Source organism: Sinorhizobium sp. CB7, assembly GCF_041357635.1.
GTDB lineage: Bacteria > Pseudomonadota > Alphaproteobacteria > Rhizobiales > Rhizobiaceae > Rhizobium.
Genome location: NZ_JAULLL010000010.1, coordinates 141839 through 162657 on the forward strand (window position 1 = coordinate 141839; position 20819 = coordinate 162657).

General features: G+C 56.4%; 30 protein-coding genes. 1 reads left to right on the forward strand and 29 read right to left on the reverse strand.

The genetic code is table 11. The annotated features are described in order from the left end of the window. Nucleotides 1-2 precede the first annotated feature (2 nt). From AAE029_RS19880 to AAE029_RS19935, 12 genes are all read right to left on the reverse strand, one after another. On the reverse strand, nt 3-260 hold the full coding sequence (locus AAE029_RS19880) for a hypothetical protein (RefSeq protein ID WP_371074606.1): 258 nt from the start codon (nt 258-260) through the stop codon (nt 3-5). A gap of 54 nt (nt 261-314) precedes the next feature. Next, complete coding sequence (locus AAE029_RS19885) at nt 315-650, reverse strand: hypothetical protein (RefSeq protein ID WP_371074607.1); 336 nt, start codon at nt 648-650, stop codon at nt 315-317. A gap of 234 nt (nt 651-884) precedes the next feature. After that, nucleotides 885-1208 carry a hypothetical protein gene (locus tag AAE029_RS19890; protein WP_371074608.1) on the reverse strand — a complete coding sequence of 108 codons (324 nt, stop codon included), beginning with the start codon at nt 1206-1208 and terminating at the stop codon, nt 885-887. Nucleotides 1209-1252: 44 nt separating this feature from the next. Continuing rightward, entirely contained in the window at nt 1253-1840 is a 588-nt protein-coding gene (locus AAE029_RS19895) for a lysozyme (protein WP_371074609.1), read from the reverse strand. Then, the gene (locus tag AAE029_RS19900; protein ID WP_371074610.1) at nt 1827-2117 is read right to left on the reverse strand and encodes a hypothetical protein; all 291 of its coding nucleotides are present in this window, start codon (nt 2115-2117) and stop codon (nt 1827-1829) included. The genes AAE029_RS19895 and AAE029_RS19900 overlap by 14 nt, the downstream gene beginning before the upstream one ends. A 66-nt stretch (nt 2118-2183) precedes the next feature. Then, nucleotides 2184-2456, reverse strand: coding sequence for a hypothetical protein (locus AAE029_RS19905; RefSeq protein ID WP_371074611.1), 273 nt, complete (start codon nt 2454-2456; stop codon nt 2184-2186). 66 nt (nt 2457-2522) lie between these two features. Beyond that, the gene (locus AAE029_RS19910) at nt 2523-3623 is read right to left on the reverse strand and encodes an SGNH/GDSL hydrolase family protein (protein WP_371074612.1); all 1101 of its coding nucleotides are present in this window, start codon (nt 3621-3623) and stop codon (nt 2523-2525) included. 30 nt (nt 3624-3653) lie between these two features. Continuing rightward, on the reverse strand, nt 3654-4247 hold the full coding sequence (locus AAE029_RS19915; protein ID WP_371074613.1) for an SGNH/GDSL hydrolase family protein: 594 nt from the start codon (nt 4245-4247) through the stop codon (nt 3654-3656). Beyond that, entirely contained in the window at nt 4247-5044 is a 798-nt protein-coding gene (locus tag AAE029_RS19920; protein ID WP_371074614.1) for a hypothetical protein, read from the reverse strand. Before AAE029_RS19920 ends, AAE029_RS19915 begins: the two co-directional genes overlap by 1 nt. A 2-nt stretch (nt 5045-5046) precedes the next feature. Next, entirely contained in the window at nt 5047-6546 is a 1500-nt protein-coding gene (locus AAE029_RS19925) for a hypothetical protein (RefSeq protein WP_371074615.1), read from the reverse strand. A 79-nt stretch (nt 6547-6625) separates the two neighbouring features. Continuing rightward, nucleotides 6626-8677 carry a hypothetical protein gene (locus tag AAE029_RS19930; RefSeq protein WP_371074616.1) on the reverse strand — a complete coding sequence of 684 codons (2052 nt, stop codon included), beginning with the start codon at nt 8675-8677 and terminating at the stop codon, nt 6626-6628. Between the two features lie 4 nt (nt 8678-8681). Beyond that, nucleotides 8682-9134, reverse strand: a complete 453-nt coding sequence (locus AAE029_RS19935) for a hypothetical protein (RefSeq protein WP_371074617.1) — start codon at nt 9132-9134, stop codon at nt 8682-8684. Between AAE029_RS19935 and AAE029_RS19940 the strand changes: the two genes are divergently transcribed. After that, nucleotides 9133-9387, forward strand: coding sequence for a hypothetical protein (locus AAE029_RS19940; RefSeq protein WP_371074618.1), 255 nt, complete (start codon nt 9133-9135; stop codon nt 9385-9387). The genes AAE029_RS19935 and AAE029_RS19940 overlap by 2 nt on opposite strands. 30 nt (nt 9388-9417) lie before the next feature. Here AAE029_RS19940 and AAE029_RS19945 read toward each other — a convergent pair whose 3' ends face one another. From AAE029_RS19945 to AAE029_RS20025, 17 genes are all read right to left on the reverse strand, one after another. Next, nucleotides 9418-9984 carry a hypothetical protein gene (locus AAE029_RS19945; protein WP_371074619.1) on the reverse strand — a complete coding sequence of 189 codons (567 nt, stop codon included), beginning with the start codon at nt 9982-9984 and terminating at the stop codon, nt 9418-9420. Nucleotides 9985-10025: 41 nt separating this feature from the next. Next, the gene (locus tag AAE029_RS19950) at nt 10026-10748 is read right to left on the reverse strand and encodes a hypothetical protein (protein ID WP_371074620.1); all 723 of its coding nucleotides are present in this window, start codon (nt 10746-10748) and stop codon (nt 10026-10028) included. 9 nt (nt 10749-10757) lie between these two features. Continuing rightward, the gene (locus AAE029_RS19955; RefSeq protein WP_371074621.1) at nt 10758-12908 is read right to left on the reverse strand and encodes a tape measure protein; all 2151 of its coding nucleotides are present in this window, start codon (nt 12906-12908) and stop codon (nt 10758-10760) included. 263 nt (nt 12909-13171) lie between these two features. Continuing rightward, nucleotides 13172-13321, reverse strand: a complete 150-nt coding sequence (locus AAE029_RS19960; protein WP_371074622.1) for a hypothetical protein — start codon at nt 13319-13321, stop codon at nt 13172-13174. A 56-nt stretch (nt 13322-13377) separates the two neighbouring features. Next, on the reverse strand, nt 13378-13734 hold the full coding sequence (locus AAE029_RS19965) for a gene transfer agent family protein (protein WP_371074623.1): 357 nt from the start codon (nt 13732-13734) through the stop codon (nt 13378-13380). Continuing rightward, nucleotides 13731-13931, reverse strand: coding sequence for a hypothetical protein (locus tag AAE029_RS19970; RefSeq protein WP_371074624.1), 201 nt, complete (start codon nt 13929-13931; stop codon nt 13731-13733). The genes AAE029_RS19965 and AAE029_RS19970 overlap by 4 nt, the downstream gene beginning before the upstream one ends. Next, nucleotides 13931-14368, reverse strand: a complete 438-nt coding sequence (locus AAE029_RS19975; protein ID WP_371074625.1) for a phage tail tube protein — start codon at nt 14366-14368, stop codon at nt 13931-13933. Before AAE029_RS19975 ends, AAE029_RS19970 begins: the two co-directional genes overlap by 1 nt. Nucleotides 14369-14423: 55 nt before the next feature. Then, complete coding sequence (locus AAE029_RS19980) at nt 14424-14840, reverse strand: DUF3168 domain-containing protein (protein WP_371074626.1); 417 nt, start codon at nt 14838-14840, stop codon at nt 14424-14426. Next, entirely contained in the window at nt 14840-15307 is a 468-nt protein-coding gene (locus tag AAE029_RS19985) for an HK97-gp10 family putative phage morphogenesis protein (RefSeq protein ID WP_371074627.1), read from the reverse strand. Before AAE029_RS19985 ends, AAE029_RS19980 begins: the two co-directional genes overlap by 1 nt. Further along, entirely contained in the window at nt 15307-15657 is a 351-nt protein-coding gene (locus AAE029_RS19990; protein WP_371074628.1) for a head-tail adaptor protein, read from the reverse strand. The genes AAE029_RS19985 and AAE029_RS19990 overlap by 1 nt, the downstream gene beginning before the upstream one ends. Before the next feature lie 153 nt (nt 15658-15810). Further along, the gene (locus AAE029_RS19995; protein WP_371074629.1) at nt 15811-16221 is read right to left on the reverse strand and encodes a hypothetical protein; all 411 of its coding nucleotides are present in this window, start codon (nt 16219-16221) and stop codon (nt 15811-15813) included. A gap of 51 nt (nt 16222-16272) precedes the next feature. Then, entirely contained in the window at nt 16273-16623 is a 351-nt protein-coding gene (locus tag AAE029_RS20000; RefSeq protein ID WP_371074630.1) for a head-tail connector protein, read from the reverse strand. A 1-nt stretch (nt 16624) separates the two neighbouring features. Next, on the reverse strand, nt 16625-16966 hold the full coding sequence (locus tag AAE029_RS20005; RefSeq protein ID WP_371074631.1) for a hypothetical protein: 342 nt from the start codon (nt 16964-16966) through the stop codon (nt 16625-16627). Then, nucleotides 16959-17138, reverse strand: a complete 180-nt coding sequence (locus tag AAE029_RS20010) for a hypothetical protein (RefSeq protein WP_371074632.1) — start codon at nt 17136-17138, stop codon at nt 16959-16961. Before AAE029_RS20010 ends, AAE029_RS20005 begins: the two co-directional genes overlap by 8 nt. A 46-nt stretch (nt 17139-17184) precedes the next feature. Beyond that, nucleotides 17185-18399 (reverse strand): phage major capsid protein, encoded by a 1215-nt coding sequence (locus AAE029_RS20015; RefSeq protein WP_371074633.1) that lies wholly within the window; start codon nt 18397-18399, stop codon nt 17185-17187. 27 nt (nt 18400-18426) lie between these two features. After that, nucleotides 18427-19542: a S49 family peptidase gene (locus AAE029_RS20020; RefSeq protein ID WP_371074634.1), complete on the reverse strand. Its 1116-nt coding sequence runs from the start codon at nt 19540-19542 to the stop codon at nt 18427-18429. A 9-nt stretch (nt 19543-19551) separates the two neighbouring features. Continuing rightward, nucleotides 19552-20811 carry a phage portal protein gene (locus AAE029_RS20025; RefSeq protein WP_371074635.1) on the reverse strand — a complete coding sequence of 420 codons (1260 nt, stop codon included), beginning with the start codon at nt 20809-20811 and terminating at the stop codon, nt 19552-19554. Nucleotides 20812-20819 lie beyond the last annotated feature (8 nt).

Here is a 20819-nt window from a genome sequence, read left to right on the forward strand (position 1 = left end):
GATTAAGCACTGAATACCCCGCATGCCGAACCAGCTACACGGCTAAAGCGATACGTTCCTGGCGCAGTGATGCAGAGCGCCGGTCGCGGAGGCGAAAGCGTGCCGACAACGTGATATGCGCCAGCGTCGTCTTTCAGGGAGATAAGCACTTCGGCCTTAGCGTCTACCAGCCCCTTTAGGGAGACGGTAACCGGATCGGTGACGACGAGATCGGATGAATTGGCAGCGGTCGTGCCGACGGCAAGAAGTTGGGTTGCCATTATGGTCTCCTAAAATGTGGTGGTGTTTGGTTGTTGGCCGCCAACGAGGGGAGGCTACCCGCGCGTAGAACGCCGCGCCGGCTGGTTTTCGACGAAGCGATCAAGGCGTTCGCTCATGCTGTCGAGGCGGCTATCGAGGCGTGTGCCGATGGCTTCGATAGCTCTAAGCAATTGAGCCGTCTGGTCGTGCATGCCGGCCTTGGTGGCGAATGTTTCGGCGGCGTGGACCTGATGAGCAGAAAGGCCAGCCAAGGCTTTGTCGGCCTTATCCTCTGCCGCCTTGATGCGGGCCTCGGCAGCCTTGTCGCTTTCTTTGATGCGGCCATCGATCTTCCACCAGATGCCCCAGCCGGAACCTGCCAGGGTAAGGAAGAACAGAACAACCTTCATGATTTCTTCAGGAGTCATTTGCCACCCCGCAGGGCGTCGTCGCGATCAATCACGAAGTTTCTCAAAGCCAGGTGGCGGCGATAGCAATCAAGCAATGCCGATCGATCGGCAATCCACAAATCCTCTACCTGCTCTTGCGTCAAAGGCTTGTCGCCAAGGTCAAGCGGCATAGCGCACAGACGCAGCAACTTGCTGTCAGGCCGCGCGATCTGCGGAGGCTTGACCGGCGCAACGCTAACGGACTTTGTTGATACGCTGCACGCCGCCAGAGCCAACGGCAATGCGGCTAGCATCAGGATCTTGCTTAGCTTCACTGGCCAGCTTCCTTCGCAGTTCAAGATTGTCGGATTCGAGGCGATCGATTTCGGCGATTGCTTCAGCTTCCCGGCTCTTCGCCGCGTTGTTGGCGATCGTTTGCCGGCGCTGCTCGTTGGCGTCAGCTTCCGCGGCGGCGCCCTTTAGCTCAGCAATCTCGGCTGTGTATTTTGCCTCAGCGCGCGCATAACCGCGATGGTCGATGTAGGTGTAAGCAGCCAAGAGAAGCAGAACGCCGACCACGACAGCGACGACCTTGCGGCCGGTTTTGCTGAATAGGAAAGCAATCATGCTGGCAGCCCCGACACACAGACCTCAGCCTCTCCGACGCGGTTGGTGTCGCCCATCTCGCGGCGGTTCACTAGGCCCTTGAGACGCACGCCACCTGCTTTATTGAAGGCCGTGGCAGCCTCGCAGCTTTCCCTATACCTGCCTTCTCTGGCCAGACGAGCGGCCGTCGACTTGCACGTTGCATCGACACCTACGTTCCAGGAGAGCGTCAGCATTGAGCCGCGCCAACTGAGAGGCTTTTTGTCCCAGCCAGCAATGCACTTGACGAGGTAAGGCCGATAGTCGCGCTCAAGCTTCATGGCGGTGCGCCTGTTGCAGCCTTCGTGCGTCTCGACCATGCCAATTTTGACGTCGGTCGTGTCACCGTCACAGATCGTTACAACGGGCGGTTTCGCCAGTTTGTCGAGATATGCGACAAGCGATCGCCCTTCCCACGGCTGCAGGATCTTTATTGCCAGTGCTGTGTCGTCATGAACGGCGGGCTGGCCAGGGAAGATCGCAACCATGCCGCTGATAGCAGCGGCAATAATGGTCCCGACGAGGGCTTTGCCGCGCTTCGTCGCGACAATCTTATTGATTGGCATTGGTGGTTTCCTTTTCTTTGTCCACGCCCGCCGCCTCGGACGCAGGATCGGGCTGCACCAGCAATCGCGCCACATACGCGCCGACGAGCAGCAGCAGCGTCAACCACCACGGCAGGTAGTCGGACACGACGGGCACGAGATTGAGGATGAGGTCGGCCGCAAAGGCGAGCTCGATCAGCCGCAGCGACCAGGCGCGCTTCAGGATGTCTTCGACGTCAGGCAGCAGGCGCGCACGAACTTGCGACCAGGCGAGCCGCCAGTCAGGGAGGAGTTTCATAACGATGTCCTTGAAATGAAAAGGCCCGCCGAAGCGAGCCTTTCGTATGCAGGAATATTGCGCTATCTACGCAGCATTGCTGCGCTTTTCATTCATTATTTCTTGCGCGACAAACGTTGCGGCGAGCATGCGCCTTGCATCGTTTTCGTATCTCCTCCATCCTGAAAACAGTCCTTCGGGGTCTTCCCTGACCGCATCGCACATTGCCCGCGCCACACGTTCGACGTCAGCGTATTCGCATTGAAACTGTTTCATAGTGCATGGTTGGCAGACGTCAGGAGCGCTGCGGTAATTTTTGAAAAACAAATTTCCACAGAATGTGCAATCGCCAGTTTCCATCTCTGAAGCTCTCCCTAGTTATCAGCCAAAATATAAGGAAAAGGCGCAGATAAATCTAGTTTTAGCTTAATCAATTCTGAAACTGATCGAATCAAGTGCTATATACGAGCCAGTGAAGTTTGCAGATATTCTAACTTGACCAGTGTCGAGAACCTGAACCTCAGCAAATGTCCCAGAATTACTCGTTGAGACCGTAAAGAAACGGTTAGTGATCGGGCGATAACCGATCGGCAACGTGAACAATACTGAGCCAGGCGCCACCTTTGAATCATGTGGCCTTACCACACCGCTCAATCGTACCGTATTGCCTTCTAACTGCGCTCGAGGTGCATATTCTTTAAGACCGGCCCAACAATCCCACGAATCTGGCAGAGATGGATAGATTGTCGCTGTCTGTCCAGATGCCAACTTATAATCAAGCGGGAATAGATAGCGGCCAAGCTCACCCACAAGAACCAAATTCATGGGGCTGCCAGGATGAAGATTGCCGCCACCAAACTGCGGAGTTGGCAGTTGCTCCATCCATCCCGCCTCGGAATGCGCCCTCTGAAATAGTTCAAGCGTGTCGAAATAGCCTGAGTTTGTTTCCTGCGCGACTCCCTTTAGAGATGAGTTGACCTCCCGCATGACATCGGTTGTCTGATTCCATTGGGGCTGCCAGTTGTTCGCTGGCGTCTGGCCGAGGATGAGGACTGAAAGTTGTGACGGTGAGCGAGCATTTCGTATAGTATTTATCGCCGCCAGGTGATTTTCCCTCGTCTGCTCTGACGTTTGGGGGCCGCCATAAGCGTTAGATGTGCGTTCGTTCGTGCCAAAGTCAATAATCAATAGATCAACGTCAGGACGCTGCGCCACGAAGTCCGCCGCCTCCCTGTTTGCCCACAAAAATGAGTTTTGACCGCCGAACCCTTCGTAAGTGACCCGAACAGGATACCCGCGCGCAGCCATAGGCAATAGTTGGTCCAGCCTAAAGCCGTCTGTCGTTCCGTTGCCCACGACCTTACTGTCCCCGACAATATGAATTTTTATCGGGGTCCCTGTCTTGATAGCTCGCACCTCAGCAGCATAAAACGCGGCCAAATTTTCGCGACCGTATAGAGGATCGGCTTTTACCGAACCGATCCCCATCGAAACCATAGCAACGAAGAAAAGCAGGCCCTTGATCATTGACGGTTTCTACCATGAGGCTCAAGTCCGTCAATTGATAAAGGGCAACACCGCCTCGATAATGTTAGGCGCAATAATAGGAGTCTCCGCCGCCCGAGTCGGATGGATGCCATCAGTAAGCTGCGTAAATGTCGGCGTTCCCCAATCCGGCTCGTTGTCGATCAACCCTATATCCGGGTTCTCGGCAGCAATCTCACGGTATTTCGCCGTATAGAGTGGCAGATTTGGCCGATCAAGCGCCGGCCCGCTACCAGGAACGCACGGATTCATGGTCATAACAAACGCTTTGACATTCGGATCCTGCGCCTTGAACATGTTGATGATGGTAAGCGCATTGGCCTTGCACTGCGCCGGGGTAATTGAGCGTGGCGTATAGGCATCGTTGATCGAGAATTCGACAATGATGATCTCAGGCCGATAAGGTAGCCACATCCCAGCCTGCAGCTGAGCAATCCGCTGGTTGCTGTCCTGTGACGCTACACCAAAATTATAGACAGTGACGGGTCGAGATGTTCCGGCGCGCAATCCTACCTGTACAAGTCCCTGCCACTCTCCCCCGCTCTCATAAACGCCATCATATGTCAGGCTCGTGCCGAGTGTTGCTATACAAATCGGCTTTCCCATTAAGAGCCCCTAACCTCGTGATAGCCCTTGCTCACGATTGAAATGACACTGTTTTCGAGGGTGGCCACGTTGCTAAAGCTGACCACCTGCGAATTAACGTTGGAATTTGCTTCAACCTCATACCAATTCGGAAGATTGGCATTATGATAGGTTGTCACTGCGTTGTAGAGCGCGGCAGTTCCCAAGTCTGGATCCATGAGGCCGGCCGCGAAACTAGACGTTGCGGCATCAGCAACAATATGTAAAAGAATCGCCTTGAACTTTGCGCCAGGCGGCACGAGAACAGACCGATTCCGCCCAATCTGTTGCCCATCGTTCCCACTCGAAAGACTAACGACCGGCTGTTTCCAGCGAACGAAGTCCTCCTTATCAGTCATCTTGTGATTAAACTGCTTTATGTTTGATGAGCCATCAGAAAATAGCGAGAATACGCGCTCAAATTTGGTGAAGCCAGCTGGCAGAACGGGATTTGAGAAAGACACTGACGCGAGAAGATCAGTCGCCTCTGTTGTCGTATTGCCAATCGCAAACACGTGATACCAAGTGCTCGCCGCAATAGCTCCCGTATCAAGTGCGCCCCCATTGTTCCCCGCCGAGAACGCAGCTGTGAGGTTCTTTCGAAGGCCAAGCGGAAACTCTAATACATAATCCCTGTCCGCGGTCGGTATGGAACCGCTCGACATGACAAAATGAGTGTTGGGAGATGTCGGATCATTGCCAAAAATAAGCCCTTGGATGCCGCCGCCACCGGTATTGGGGTCGGCAAGCATCGAGCTCGGAACTTTATTGAGCGCCATATTTAAGCCTTGATTTCTTCAACGACGAGTGTAGCGACCTGCACCCCGCCAAGACGACGGGCTGATGATGTGCCATTCATTCGCATGGTATTGCCGTTCGGGCCGACGCGAACGGAGATGGTTTTCGTAGTCGTAACGCCGGGGACGTATTCAACTTCCCCGCTCAACGTGTACTCGTGGTCGATCTGGTCTACGGACACCAACCCGGCTCGGATAGCATTTGCTGCGCCGTCAAAGATGGCAAAGACCATGTGTCCTGATGCAGACAGAGCAGCATTGCCAGTGAACCGAATCCGTAGCTTGTTCGTCACGCTTTTTGGCGTGATCGAAACAGAAAGAATTTCAGTTCCTTGACTGATTTGAGGAACAGCATCGGAGTTGGCGAAAGTTGCTGTAATATTCGCATTGAGCGCGTATTCAGCGTACTTGCTGTCAACCACAGCTCCGGCAGGCGCAATCGCATTCCACAGTGTCGAATTCGGTATTTCCTCAATATCCCCGGATCCGGCAGAGGATCGACCGAGCAGCGACCCGCTCGCTATCGCTGGAAGTTTCGGAAAGGTGACAGCACGTGCCGCGACTTTCGCTGTCGTAACCGATCCGTCCCCGGGCGTGCCGATCGGGACCGCATAGCCCATCTTGATTTCGACAATGACCGAATCTGGGGGGGCTTCTGAAAGCGTGGCGCTCGTTCCAGAAACCGAGAAAGTGTCAATTGGCTGATAGATGCCGCCAATAAACAGATCGACGTTGTTTTTGCTGCCTGGATCGATTTCCAGATCAAACGTCGCTGTGACGCCGTCCCCGGTAAATGTCTTTACAACCTTGTCGTTTCTCGCAAGTGCTGCGTAATCTGCGGCCTCTTCGGCGCTTGCTTCTGCAGCCGCCGCAGCCGCCTCAGCGATCGCCACAGCTGCGCTGACATCGAGGTCCGTAACCAGGCGAAACGTCGAGCCAGCAACAATGCCGAGCGTCTGCATGCCACCAGTAAGGCCGCCCACGGTGACGTCGCTACCATTGTTGGTCTTTATCGTCAGCGGCGCGCCGCCGTTGAATGAGACCGTTACCGGCGATCCGGTGTTTGTCTCGAAGATATTGAGAAGGACAAGCGCCGAGCTGGATATCGGAATGGTACTGGTAGCCTGAATGGCGTTCGGCGTGCCTGCCCCAGCGTCCACCGCAGTGATGAACGAATAAGGAAGATCGGCAACGCGCGTCCAGGACCCCGTGCCCGTACCGCCCACCTTCTGATAGATGCCGTTAAAGGCTACTGTCGGATCATTCGTGACCCACGCCATAGTGTTTGCGGCTTTGGTGAGATCAGCGAAAAGCAGAGCGCGTGTCTGGTAGATAAGACCAGCACTGATGCCGATCGCATTGAGGATGGATTCAACCCAAGTTCCCCAAATGCGTATTTCCGACTTTGCTGGCTCGTTCTTGCCTGATGACGGCACGTTTGCCACGACGAAGTCGCGCCAGATATTGGCTGCAGTGTCGGCCATGATTTCTCCGGGAATAAAAATGCCCGCAGACGCGGGCTATAATTTCAGTGATGTGATTTTGCGGTGTTGCAGCCGACCGTCAGGTGACCGTCTTTGCGCCCGTCGCTACCGCGGCCGCTGGCACGCCGGATCGGTTGATCGCCTCGACGAAGCCGTAGTAAGTTCCTGCCGCCAGGCCAGTGACGACGTTGCTGTCGGCGAGGCTCGGCGGTCCGTATTCGGTGGCGCGCAGGGTGGCTCCAGTGAAGGAATTCACTGTGTTTGTGTAAATGCGTGCGGCGCCGTAGTTGGCACTGTTCGGGGCGGTCCAGTTGAAGGTGATCTGCCCCGCGCCGCCTGTCGCCGAAACGCCAGTTGCAACGCCAGGCGGGGTTGGATCTGCCGTCGCCGTTCGTATTTCGTATGACGTCCAATCTGAGCTTGCGCCATTCGACCACGCCCGCAGGCGGAAGCGATACTGCACGCCGTCTGACAGGTAGTTTGATCTGACCTGATCCTCTCGAGCCTTTGAATTTGCCGACCTGGCCGGTTCAGTCCCAGATGTCGGCTCCCATTCGAGCTCGTAGATAAGCGAGTCAGAAACATGATCCCACGTCGCCAGCGCGTATGCTGCCGTGGCTCCGCCGGCCAGCGTTTCGTTCTGTATGACGACGTCGAAGTTGACCGGGAGAGGTACGCCGCCTGGAGGAGCCGGAACAACGTTCGATCCTGGCGCGCCTTCTTCCGTGCCAGCGTTGAAGGAATAGAGATCCTCAGGAACGACGATTCCAGAAAACTGTATCGTCATGTTGCGCAGCGATATCTTCGGCGAAGATGTTATCTCCACCACCACCTCATTGAGGCGTGGCGGCAAGTGGATCCGAACGAAACGACGATAGGCCACATTTTTCGCGGCGCTATAGTGCGCGGTTATTGATACGCGCTGCGCATTAGCCCTGATGTAGGCCAGCTTTTGAAGGCGTTGCATGTGGTTGTGCGATTGCACAGCTTGATTGTCGATCGTCTTGGTGCGTTCAGTGTCCTCACCGATGTACGGATCGCCATAGATCGCAGCGTCGACGGTATTGAAGGTCTCATCTGGGTTGGTCCATCGACCACGAACAGCAAGAACTGTGTTAGATCGGCGCTGATTCACATCATGCGAACAGCTGATAATGTCAGTTGCCGTCAAGCGGATGTCTGGCGCGACGTACTGTCCCGCATGAACGCCAATCAAGCCGTCTGGTCGTTCGTAAACGACGAGCTCCGCCGCCTGGTCCATAAGGCGCCCGATCTCGACTGGGTCGTTATCGGCACGAAACCAAAAGCCGCCGCGGTAACGGAGTTCTCCTTGCCCGCTGCGATTGAAAACGACTTGGTCGCAAACGTTCGCGGCGTTTGCCCAATCCGGCATATACATGTCGCCGGTCCCGAGCTTCCCGCCAACTGGATGCGTTAGGTGCCAGAGACGCATCAAGGCGAGATTTCGGGAAAAAGCTACCACCCCGTTTCTTGGGTCGTAGAGACGCATACCATCGCCAACAGCAGAGTGCGCCGGCATCTGGTTTGGGAATACCTTCAGATAATCCTCAGATGCAACAGTCGCCACCGCCATTCTTACGGAAGCAAGGCCATCGCCGCGGTGGTTTCCGGTCCAGATAGTCGGAAACGTTGACACAACGTCGAAATATGGCGTCTCATTCGCAACACCCAGCCGAGCCTGAATGCTGACCTTCGATTGCCCATCGAGCACGAAATGCGATGGCGTAACTACGCCGCCGCTACCATTGAGAGTCACTGCTTCATCATGAAGGTAGTGCTGCTGGAAACCTTGTATTTGGTGACATGCCCAAACCAGGATGTGCCAGGCGTTGCCGTTGTTCTCCTCAAGGAAGACGTAATCGCTGGCCTTCTTAACCGTGCCTAGCACGTATGTGCGAGACGGCACGCTCTGTTTTAGATTGTATTGCCCGTCCTCCGGCTTCGGTATGGTTGGAGCCTTGGGCATGAAGGCACGTGACAGAAGCGTCGCACCAGCGGCCAAACCGCCATAAAGCAACGCAGCCGTGCCAAGATACAATGCGTTCGCCGCAGCAACGGTCGTCGCGGCCGATGACACGATGATCGGCAGCAGAGCAATAGTCTCGGGCATGTTTTCAGATTTTCCAGATTGCCAAGGGCTTGGCCGACATCGGGCCTATGTTGTCGCGGAAGCGCACCAGCCAGCGGCGTCCATCGAAGATGGCGCCCCATTGACGATAGATGTTGTTTGGTGAGCCAATGACACCAACGGCGCCGCATGTGGGGTTATCGACGCGCTGACCACCAATATTGGCGACGCAGCGATCGACGACGGGAACGACGCCACAGGCGGACGTGATGATGTCGCGAAATCCGTCCTCGGTGTCATAGGTGCCGCGGAGATGTGCGGCCGGATCCTGATGGCCGAGCCACAGCGCCCAGTCGGCGAGAAATAGGCAGCAATCGACATTACCGGGCTGCCAGGGACGGGTGTTGTGGGTGGCGATAAATGCTGTGAGTTTGCCTGCCGTATCGGTCGACTCTCGGTTGTCTGTATGCTTGGATGCGCGCGACAAGGAGATGGTCATGGCAGCAAACATTTGGGATACAGAATTCGGCGCAATGGCCGGCGCTAACTCATTCGCTATGCTGAATTCGCTTTATCTTTTGATCGACAAAGGAGTGATCACACAGCAAGAAGCGGCAAGAGTGTTCACAGAGACTGCTCGCCAGGTACGCGAAGGTTCCGAAGACGGAGCAGACCCAAGAATTGGAGAACGCGTCGCGACCATGATGGAGACGATGGCCGGATGGTGTCTGGGACACTCAGGAGTTCTCTGATCTGTGCTTTAGTGGGCTTCATTTTCCCTCCTACCAGTTCGGCCATGCGATCGTCTTGTCCAGCAGGCCTGGGATGCGCTCACAGAAACGATCCGGCGTGCCGCTTGGATTGATGACCTTTGATATTGCCTTCTGGTCGACGTCGGACAAAACCGAGCCATTGGTCAGCGTGCGCAATGTAAAGCGGTTCGTGACTTCGACCGTGACAGTCGAAACGATGTTGTCCGCAGTTGCGACGTCATCAAAGATCAAGTCATCGATCGTGCCGGTAAACTTGACTTCCGCATCGCCGACTGGCTGGTCGAAGTCGTCGAGCTCCTGAATGAGTATCCTCATCCTCGTGCCGATGATCTCGCCTGCTTGGTAATCAGACCAGATTGTGTTGGATGCGTCCTGATCGATGCCGGAAAGCTTCAGGGAAAGCGTGAACGCCTCCGCATTGATTGCCAGCTCGACTTGGTCAAGCGCGTCTTCGGTAAGAACGCAGGCACGCCAGATGTTGCCATCGGCATCGACAAATGGGCCACCAGACCCGTCCCACAGACGAACCGTCTTGGATGGAAAGTCGAGTTGGCAGAGCACGCGCAAAGACGCCATGCAGAGCCTCCATAATTTTTGGGAATATGCCCGCCTAGCCGCTACAGCAGGCCGAGTGCTTTCTGGTTCCAGTAGTCGGTCGCCTCGATGAAGCTGACATTTGGGTGCGCATTCTTGCTGACGGCATCCTGCGTCACATCCATGCCGCGATCGTCTGCGAGATGGCAAAGACACATCGGCCGATCAAACTCCAGGTCGGATCCCGACGGGATAAGCTCGCGCACTGATGGCGATATCGGAACCGTCCAGACATCGCCGTCGATCGATATTGCCGGACCTGTCTCATAGAGCGCATAGTTGAATGAGAACCGCACACCGACCAAATCGGCAGCAGCATTAATTATCCGCAGCCTGATTGTCGTTGCCCCAAGCGGAGTCGTTCCGTCGGAAACGACCGATATCGCATTCTGCAGATAGCCTGTGCCGTCGCTGTGCGTCGTGCCGTCGCTGTGCGGTATGCTGCTTGTCGCCTCATATTCACCTGATGGGTAAGGCGCCGACATTGACGCCCTCACAGGAACTGCTATCAGACCAGAACGGCCACCCAGCTTCTGCCTAATTGCTTGCCAGGTGCGCCACTGATCATTCTTGCGGTTCTGCATCACGACGCCGCTGTAATCTATCGCCCAATATCCGAGATCTGTGCGAGTGACGGGCTCGACGCCGCCAAGAGACTTGCCGCCTGATCGGGTGAACGGCACGACATTGGCCTGCACCTGCTGCGGTCGCAACAGGCACGAAGGCCATACTACGATGTCAGTCATTGTCGCCCTTTACGAGTTGCGATAGTCGCCGCCTGCGCGGGTTGCCTGGTATTGGGCCATTGTCGGAACTACGTTCTGATTGGCGGCCGACACGATGCGCGGGCTTGCCTGCGCAACCGTTTGCTCGCTCACAGATTTCACGAACGGCATCAGGTTGCCGTTGCTGTCGACGTCTACGCCAACGGTGACGTTGACGTTTTGCTGTCCACCAGATTGCCGCTTCGGAATTGCCGGCGTCTGGAATTTGACCGGAATGCTGCGGCCATCAGGCAATGGCACCGCCGCCTCTGGTCCGGCCTCGCCGAAGATTGCTGCTGAGCGAGAAACGCCACCTCCGGCGAACGTCTTTATAGGCTTGCCATTGGCTGCAATGCCGCCTTTGGCGAAACCGAACAAACTGAAAAGTCCGCCTAAGAAGCCGCCACCACCGCCGCCTTCGAATATCGAGTTGAGGCCAATATCAATTAGCTTGTCGAGAACTTTATTCAGGGCGTTCGAAAGTGCATCTGCGGCTGATGCGCCAGATCGAAGATCAGAAATGAATCCAGAGGCAACGTCTTTCGACATGTCCTTAAATTCATCGGCCGTTTGCCTAGCCCGATCCTGGCTTTCCGACAGCCTGTTAGCTGCAACACTTGCGTTGGCATAACCAGTCGCCAGTTGTTCAATGTTTGCCCGAAGTGCAGGCGTTATCGCCATCCCTTCTTTTTGTGCAGCGGCAAGCAAATCGCTTTCGGCGCGAGCCTTCTCGAGAGCAAACCCGTAGTCATTGATCAAAGGGTTCACCTGCGCCATGGCGGCAGTTTCCGCCTGCAACGCGGTAGTACGCTCCTTGATCTGCTCAATCTCCCGCCGATAGTCATCAGCGCTGCGGCCACCACCTTTTCGGCCACCGCCACTACCGCCAGAAGAGGACTTAGGCGCAGCAAAATCATTGATGGATACAGGCTTGACGGCCGTCGCAGCGGGCGCTGCTGGCAACCTGACGCCCTTTGGTGTCGTTGCCGTCCCGCCCTTACCGAGAACGCTGTTGCGAATTGCCTCTTCCGTCAGTTGACTGACGTTTTCGACGTTAGCCTCAAAGGCACCGTTAATCCGATCCTCGATGGCCTTCGTCGACGTAATCGTAAGCGCGCCGCCAAGGAAGCTCTTCTGTGCAGCTCCGCCTGTCAGCAGCTTGCCGACATTGTCCAGGCCGCTTAGAGAGCCGATTGCATTAGCGAAATTGTTGACAGCGGCGATACCGCCATTCAAGGCTCCGATGACGCCCTGGATCTGCGTAATCAGATTGTCGAAATTCACGCCGTTGACGAAAGTCGTGACTTGATCGATCGCATTGCCGAACGTCTCGCCTGCCTTCGCAGATTCATTGAACTCGCGAGCCGCATTTACCAGCGACGTGCCTAAGTTGGTCAGGCGCTGATCGATCGTCAGAACTGATCCGGCAACCCTTTGTTCAAGAACTGGCGCTCCGGCTTCAAAGGCCTTGAAGAAGACCTCAGACGATATTTTTCCGTCGAGCATCAGATTGCGAAGCGTCGCAACCGATCCTCCGGCCTCCTTCAAGCCGGCCGCTACCGCTTGCGCGATAGTCGGCGCACCCTCCAGGATGGAGTTGAATTCTTCAGCACGAACTACGCCACCGCCGAGAGCCTGGCTCAACTGAAGAAGAGCGCCGCTGGCCTCCTGCGCAGACGTGCCTCCTGCTCTAAGTGCGAGGGCAATATTGCTCGTGAAACTGACGATCTGCTGTTGGGAAACGCCGAGCTCCTTCTGCACCAACGACAGTCGGCCATAAAGCGTTACCAGCGTTTCAAGCGGCGCCGCATTCTTGGTAGCGGCTGCGAAAAGCTGCTGGTAGACACCTTCCAATTCTTGGCCAGACAGACCAGCCACTCGCAGCGCATTATCAATGCGGGTCGCGGTGTCTGTGATCGTCTTGAGGCCCTGAGCGCCGCCGATTAGCGCGAATGCTTTCCCGGCTGCTATTGCTGCATTTGCTGCGCCGGAGTTGATCGTGCTGCTCATTTTGGCAAAACGATTCTCAATGGCGCGGGCCTGTTTGTTCGTTACGCCAAGTGCTCGGTTGAGCGAATTCTCATACTTTTTTATATCGGCCGAGAGCTGGACGACGAGGCGTTCGAGATCAGTTGCGGCCATAAATGAGTTATCCTATATGTTGCGCATGGGAACGAATAAGAAGCGGATGTTTTGCGAGGAAGAGGTACGGATGGTGCTTGCCGAGAGGCAGACACCAAACCACATCCTGCATCTGCTTTTGAGCGTCATTACCGCTGGCTTCTGGCTGCCGGTTTGGCTGCTAGTCGCCATCTTCGGGAGCGGATCTTATCGGTGCCCAAGTTGCGGAGCCCGCACGCTTGGTTATGTGCCGAAAAAATATCGCGGCCAGCTCGCCAACCGCGCTACTCCTTAGACTGCAGCCACTGCCAAAGGTCTTCCGCCTCGGCATTCGACATCTTTTCTTCGCCGCCCTGCGCCCTGACATATCCGTCAACCGAAGCCAGGAATTCCCACATGGACATTGCCTTGACGTCGGCTGGAGTGAACCCCATAGCGGCGCCAACCCCATAGACCGAAGCAAACCTAATCTTGCCGTTTGGCAGATCGTCTATTTTGCTTCGGGAGTTGGCGCCTCCTGCTCCCCCACCGGTTCTTCCGGCGCGCCAAGTAGACCTGCAGACAGGATGGCAAGCGCGAAAGTATGGTTTTCGAGCGGCGGGCGAGCCTCAACGTAGGTGCGAACCTTTTTTAGGGCATCGGCCGGCGACATGCCGCCGCCTATAAGACCGAGTCTGATGACGTTCGAAATGTCTTCGATCCGCCACTGATGGGAATGCAGACGATGCAAAACGACATACGGACCTGCGTCGCATTTTTCCTGGAGCTCGGCCAATTCGCCCCAACGTAGGGCAAATCGGTAATCTCCATCGGCCCACGTAAGGTCAATAGCTGCGCTGCGGCTCATGCGTCGGCCTCGTCTGTGGTGAAGGTCATCAACTGCGACAAAATTTCTATGGTGACGACGCCTCGTCTATGCGGCAGGCCGCCCTCCACAACTATCGATGATGTCGGTAGGGCGTTGCCCATGTGAAACAAGCGCAGACGGCCCTTACCGTCCACGCGCATTTCAAGGCCGCTTGTTTCGCGCGTCACCAAGGCCATTAGAAAGTATCCGTGCGAACAAGTGCGCCGTCGGACTGCATCGAGACGTTGAGCGTCACTCGGCCGCCCTGCTCGGCGCCGATTTCGAGCGATTCAACATGGAATTTGCCTGTCCACGTTACCGTGCCGGTCGAAAACTCGATCTCGATTTTTACAGCAACCGAGTTCACGCTTTCGTAGGCATCTAGCCACGTTTCTACGGCCGAAGCCGCTAGGACGCCTTCGCCGGAAATGGACGACGTGATGCTCTCAACATCGCGTCCCAGCACGATGGGCGCATCTTCCTCGTCACAGTCTGGAATGCTGACTTCCGAAAGGGACTTGCCGAGCGTCAGGCTCTTGCTGGTGAAGCCGCAAGGTGCGGTATAGGTGCCGGTGCCGGCGAGGTCGAGTAGCACGCGGAATTTGCCAAAGCGGGCCGTGATCGGCTGACTCATTATGGTCTCCAAATTATAGTGGTGTTACCGGCACAGCCGGAGCGGTTGGTGGCCGCTAGTTGATTTCGACGAAGCCGGTCACGCTGATGATGGCGCGGTTTGTGGCGCCGTCGCTTTCGCGCTGGTGACGCGTTATGCGGTGGTTCAAAGTGGCAAGCGCATTCTCTTGAAGGGAGAACTCTGCTTCGTGGACGTTGGCGCGAACGGCACCAGATAGTTTGCTGGCCTCGGCGCTGCCATATGCCTCATTCGATCCCCAAGACCAGCAGTCAATTTGACCAGTGATCTCCCCGCCGTCGATACCTTCAGCGCCATCTGTAACGATGTCCCAAGGCCCCATGGAGATATACGGAGGGGTAAGAGTCCCCGTCGGCGGTCTGTCATAAATGCGATTGCCAACAAAACTGGCAACGACTGGATCGGCCTTCAGGCGAGCGATAATCGCCGCCTTAAGTTCAAATACAGGATCCATCAGCCACCTCCGGCAGCAACTTCCTTGGCGGCCTTATTGACGGCTCGCGTGATGCGGCTTTTGACGCGCCTTCTGCTGGCGCGATAAGAGACATAGAAGAACGGCGACGCAGGTATTTTTGGAATCTCGGCGCCTTCAAACATGCCGCCTGCAGTGTGAGCAGCAGTACCGAATTCCACCCATCGAGCCCAGAACGCCTCGCTATTGCCGGCGTAGATAGTTATCGTCAGGTCGCCGCCGACCGATTGAACGGTCCCAAGCGTCAGGGCTCCCTTTGGCGCCCTGCCAAAAGTCCAGCCAATGCTGTCTCTCAGTGCTCCGGTATCGACAGGCACAAGAGATTTTGACAGCGACACAATCTCTTCAGCGCCTTCCTCCATCGCCTTGCGGATGCGCTCTTTCACAACGCGAGGCAACCTATCGAGCTTCTTTTGCAGCCGCTTCAAATTCTGGATTGTCGCTGCCATTAGCCATCCGTCTGCGCGCCAATCGTCGCCAGCATGTCGATGTAATCGTTTTTCTGCGACACATTCACCGGCGGCGATGCGATCGAGTAAACAGCACCAGACCGCGCATCAACGGCCCTCCATGTCGAGTCCAGCCCGCGCGTCGCGACGTGTGACCGAACCCGTATTGTCACCGGCTGGAGACCTTGCAGTCTTGCGCCCATGACAGCCTCGGAGCCCATACGCGGGATTATCTCTGCGGAGTCCTCGAAGACAGTGGCGAAGTCGCCAGTAACCGGATTCCCGAACCCGTCATCGCCGGTTGTGCGCTGCTGAAATAGCAGCCGCGATCGAAGCTTGCCTGCTGGCATCTGCCGGCCTTTCTGTAGGGCTCGCCTTTCCAGCCGCTAGCGCCGCTGCGGCGCAGGCGCGCGTAACGAAACGCACGCTTCCGGCCTTGTAGGCGATGGTAACTTGGGGGCGCGGTTTGAAATCAAAGTCCGCGGCGAAGCGGACCCACGGCATTAAAGCGCGACGCCAGGGAATTGCACGTCGACGGCCAATACCGAAGTGGACTTTGCCAAACCGATAAGGCAAACGTATTCGCCCGCGCCGACATCAGCGAGGGGACACAGCCCACCTGCGGTATCGGATAGGTAGATTGCCTGTCCTGCCGTCATAACTGCACCGAGCGTCAAGTCGCCACTCTTATGGACGGTGATCGGCTGGCCATCGCTTGCGCCGTTAAGCGCAATGCCCTGCGCCTGGCGAGCGGCAGCAGTAGCTGAATTCGCGTCAGCCAGCATCCACTTCTTCGTGGTGGGGCTCTTGTAAACGGCCTTGCCTGCCGTAATGGTTTCGCCAGCCGTGCCGTGTTCTTGGGCACTGTTAGCGCCAGCAATCACTGCGCTGGGCGTAATCGTCAAATCAGCCATCTATTTTTCCCTGCGGCTTACGCGCCGCGCCTATGGTTGGAAAGAAGCGCGTCAAGCGCAGTTTTCTTCTGTCTCGGGAACCAGTCGCCAAATACGCCAAGGCGCCAAGAGTGAGCGGACTGGTCGCGGCAAAATGGCGTCGCCTGCATCCGTTTTGCCAGCCTCGCGGTTCTCGTAAAGCTCGCCGACCATGAGAAGTATGGATGCTACTATTGCAGGAGTAACCACTATCGCCGTCTCGTCGCCTGGCGGCAGTTCTGCGTCAGTGGCCACAACCACCCTGTCAAGATATTCGACGATGATGTTCTCGGCCGCAGAAGTATAGAGCTCAATGTCGGCGTCATCATCATTGTGCAGCACTCGCAAATGACGCTTTGCGACAGAAAGATCAACGAGCGCCATGTTATGCCGCGATGACTGCCGCGGTAGCAGCACTTGTCACCGAAACTGAACCGGAGTCATTGGTGGCGGTAACGGTTACGGTGATCGTCTTGCCGACATCGCCAACGACAGGGACATAAGTTGCGCCAGTTGCGCCGCTGATGGCGATGCCATTAGCTTTCCACTGCCTGGTGAAGGTTGGCGACCCAGACCACGTACCGGTCGTAGAAGTCAGCGTCTGGCCTACTTGTGCTGTGCCGGTGATGGCTGGCGCGACAGAGTTGGCCGGCGCTCCTATGCCGTTCACAACACCTGCGCCGAGGTAGCTGGCGAAACGCCGCTTACGGAGAGATGCATTAACCATTCTTCTTACCCTTTCCGCGTGGTGTCGGCTTTACCTCCGGCTCATCGCGCACGAGCTCAACATAGCCATATGCAAGGAGCTGGTTCGCGACGTAGTTCGGCAGGTCGATGATGTCGCCCTTGTTCAGGCGGCCATAGTCGCCAACAAGCGCCTTGATTGCTTTGATTTTCATGGTCCCTCCGAGGGATAGGGGCGGCTTAGGCCGCCCCTCAACTACCTTACGGAGTCGGGTTCACGTCGCCAGTGACGAAGGCTTCAGGACGATAAACGGCCAGAGCCAATCGCTCTTCGATACGGATGGTGAACATATTTTTCTCGAAGTCGTCGACGTTCTCGCTCGACATCAGAACTTCAATATCCATGCGGTCGAAGATCTGAGCGCCAAGATTGAACGCGCCGGTCAAGAAATCGCCAGCGGCAATCGCCTGCGTCTGTACAACCGGGAGACCCCAGAGGCTCGGACCCATCGGCGACTGGGCGTTGCCCACGATGTAGTTGCCGCCGAGATCCTTGGTCAGCTCGATCTTCGCCCAGTCAGTCGGGTGCAGAACAAAGCCGCTGGCCGGATATTCAGCCAGGATTACCTGCAGAATAGCAAGGCGCAAACGGTCGATAGCGGTTTCTTCGGCAGGCGTGAATGCAGGGGCGAACGCAGTAGCCTGCGGCAGGATGCCGTTCAGGTTCTGCCCTGTGCCATCGCCGTTCAGAAGTTGGGTCTCTTCCACGAACTTGAGGCCGTAAGAGCCGCGAGCATTGATGTAAGAAGCCAGGGCCGGCGCATCATCAAGGATCTGTCGCGACGCCTTGAAGATGTGCGCAATGGTGCGGACAGGCGTTGTGAACAGGTTGAACGTCAGATCGGACTTCGGCTTAGTCGTCGTCTCTGCCACAGGAGCAGCAGAATTGGTAAAGCCTGTCTCCTTGACGTACTCTACGCTGGACGAAGAGGTGCGGCCTGGAGCCAAGAGGTCACGGATCGTCAGATGACGGTTCGGAGGTGCGATGATACCCGGAACACGAGCGCCAGGAACCAGCGACGTGCCGGCAGACCGACCCGCACCGACGGTAGTATTGGCAGAGGTGATGTCAGCACGTTCCATGCCTACACGGATAGAACCACGCCAGCCGCCAGAAACGTCGGCTGCCTTGAATTTGTCGGATGCAACGACGATATCGCCGATGTCACGCGGCTCGTTGTCGTTTGCAGCCTCTTTCGCGCTGTCGGCAGCCTTTTCAAGTTCGCGAACGCGGGTAACTGTCTCGCCGAGTTCGGACAGAGCCTTGTCGACCTTGCCCTTCAGTTCTGCGGAAACTTCGCCTGTTGCGGCAAGCTTTGCGGTGAAATCGGAACCGAGATTGCCGACCTGTTCCTTGATAGAGGCCAAAGACTGGCCAAGCTCGCCGATCTTATCGGCAAGTGCATTATCGGACATAAAGTCCTCCTGAAATTTGGGGTGATGTTAGATTTTGAATGAACGCGCTTCGGTCAGAAGCCTTTCGACCGCTGCCAAAGCGGCAGCATCCGCATCGACATCAGGATCCCCCTGATCTGCCTTGAGGTAGAGCCGAGCGGCCCGCTCCGCCTCGGAGTTAGAAAGGCCCGCAAGTCCCTTGAGGCCGTTTTCAAACTCCCGTTTTGTGACTGGTGTGCCTTCACGCATTTTGGCGACAAGCGTCTCTGCCGCCTCTGCTCGCGCCTGGTTCTGTGCCTTAACGCGCCGCACATATGCAGGCTGCGTTTCAGCACCGAAGCGCTCCAGTGTCTCATCAAGCGTGGCGATGCGGTCGACCATGCCGCGGTCAAGGAGTTGTTCAGCGTAGAACACGCGACCCTGCCCGAAACCATCCTCGACTTTGCCTGCCGTCGTGCCACGCCCCTCCGCTACAGCAGCAACGAACCGGCTATATGACCGATCGACGCCGTCCTGGATGTGCGCTAGCGTGTCCTTGCCAAGCGGCTCGGTCTCATTGCCTTCGACCTTGTACTTGCCAGCCGAAATGTACGTGCGCTTGACGCCGCGTTTCTCCAGCGCTGCGGAAACATCATCATGCGCCGTATAAACTCCGATGGATCCAGCGCGACCTGATGGCGTGACAACGATTTCGTCTGCCGACGTGGCGATCCAGTATGCCGCGCTTGCCGCAAGGCTGTTCACCTGCGCAATTATTGGCTTGTCGCCACCGCGGATCCGCCGAATCTCGGTGGCAAGCTCCTCTGTGCCGGGAACCGATCCGCCGGGGCTGTCGACATCGAGAACGACAGCCTTGACATCTTCATTGGACAGCGCCGAATGCAGCGATCGACGAATGCCTGCATACGATGTGCCACCAGACATGGCCGAAAAGGCGTCCATTTTGTTGGCCAGGACGCCATAAACCGGGATTACCGCGACCTTGCCATCTGTTTCGGCGATTTCCTTGGCTCTGGCGTCTGACACTGCAGCCGCAAACTCGGTCGAAAACAGTTTCTCGCCCTCGGCCCTAGCAACCAGAACATCCGCCAAAACAGCCAGTTTTTCGCGCTGAATCGCCCACGGTTCGGCCAGAAAGGCCGTTAGAACGTGCTCAAATTTCATGATTTTTCCTTATGCAGCGCGTTTTTCTGGCGCGACAGGCGCATTATTGTTTGCAGCCACTGGCGCCGCTGGCATTTCGCCCAACTTATCTAGCGGCGTCATCGTGCCGTTCACGATAGAGCGATCCCCGCCCTTCGTTGGCGCCTTGTTTTCGTAGGCTCGAGCCTCATCGACGTGATAGATGCCGTTCGTGACCATCTTCGACAGGAAATCCGCCCTCGCCTGGCTATCGCCACGAAGGAGTCCTTCAATCGAGAACTTTACTACGGTAGTTTTGCGCGTCTGAGGCGTCAGCAAGTCCCGGTAGATGGAAGATTCAATGCTCCGAAGCATCGGAACAAGGCAAGTTTTGGTGAATTGCAGTATCAACTGCTCAATGCCACTGCCCCAGGTCGTCGTTCCGTTGGCCGCGTGGCCGATCATGACCGGCGGCACGCCGAATATTCGACAAATCTGCTCGACACTGTACTGCCTGCTCTCCAGCATCTGCGCGTCGCGCGGATTGATGCTCAATGGATAGGGCTTGAAGCCCGCCTCGAGCACCGTCACGCCGCCGGCCTTATCTGCGCCGGCGAATTGCGTCAGCGTGTCTGAGATCTGCTTACGCTGCTCCGGCTTCAAAATCTGGTCCGAGCTGACCAGAAGTGACGAGAGCAGACCGTTCTTGAACATCTTGCCGGCAGTCTTCTCGCCGGAAAGTGCATTTCCTATAACATTACGCTCGACGCTGATCGGCGACAGGCCGCGGTCGCATCCTGGCAGGAGCGCGCCACGGATATGCAGCATATTCTCTGCCGAAACCTTGCGTACGCCACCTTTGTTGCCGTTAGCAAGTTGCTCCGTTACGTTGTAATAGCGGCGATTGCGGTCGTCGCGGCAAACATCAACGCAAAGCGGATCTAATGGTATCAGCGATGATACGGCGTCAGACCGCATCTTCTTCTCAGCGAAGAAGTTTCCATCAAGGCATAGGCACATGGCAACCATTGCCCAGAAATCGGCTGCCGTGTCATCGATATTCGGCATGTCATGCAAGAGCTCATAAAGCTGACTATCACGATCGATAGTCACTCCGTCTTCCTTGTAGACAAGGCAAGGCAGCGTCTTAACCGAATTGGCAATCAGGTTGACACACGCCCACACAGCATCAAGCTGCATTGCCTTGTCATAGGTGACCGTCTCGCCGCTGGTTGTTCCAGTGCCGAAGTATGCCCGCCAAGGGCCGGTCACCAAGCCAAACGGCTTGCCAACCCAACTTAAGAGCCCCATGGCCTCTC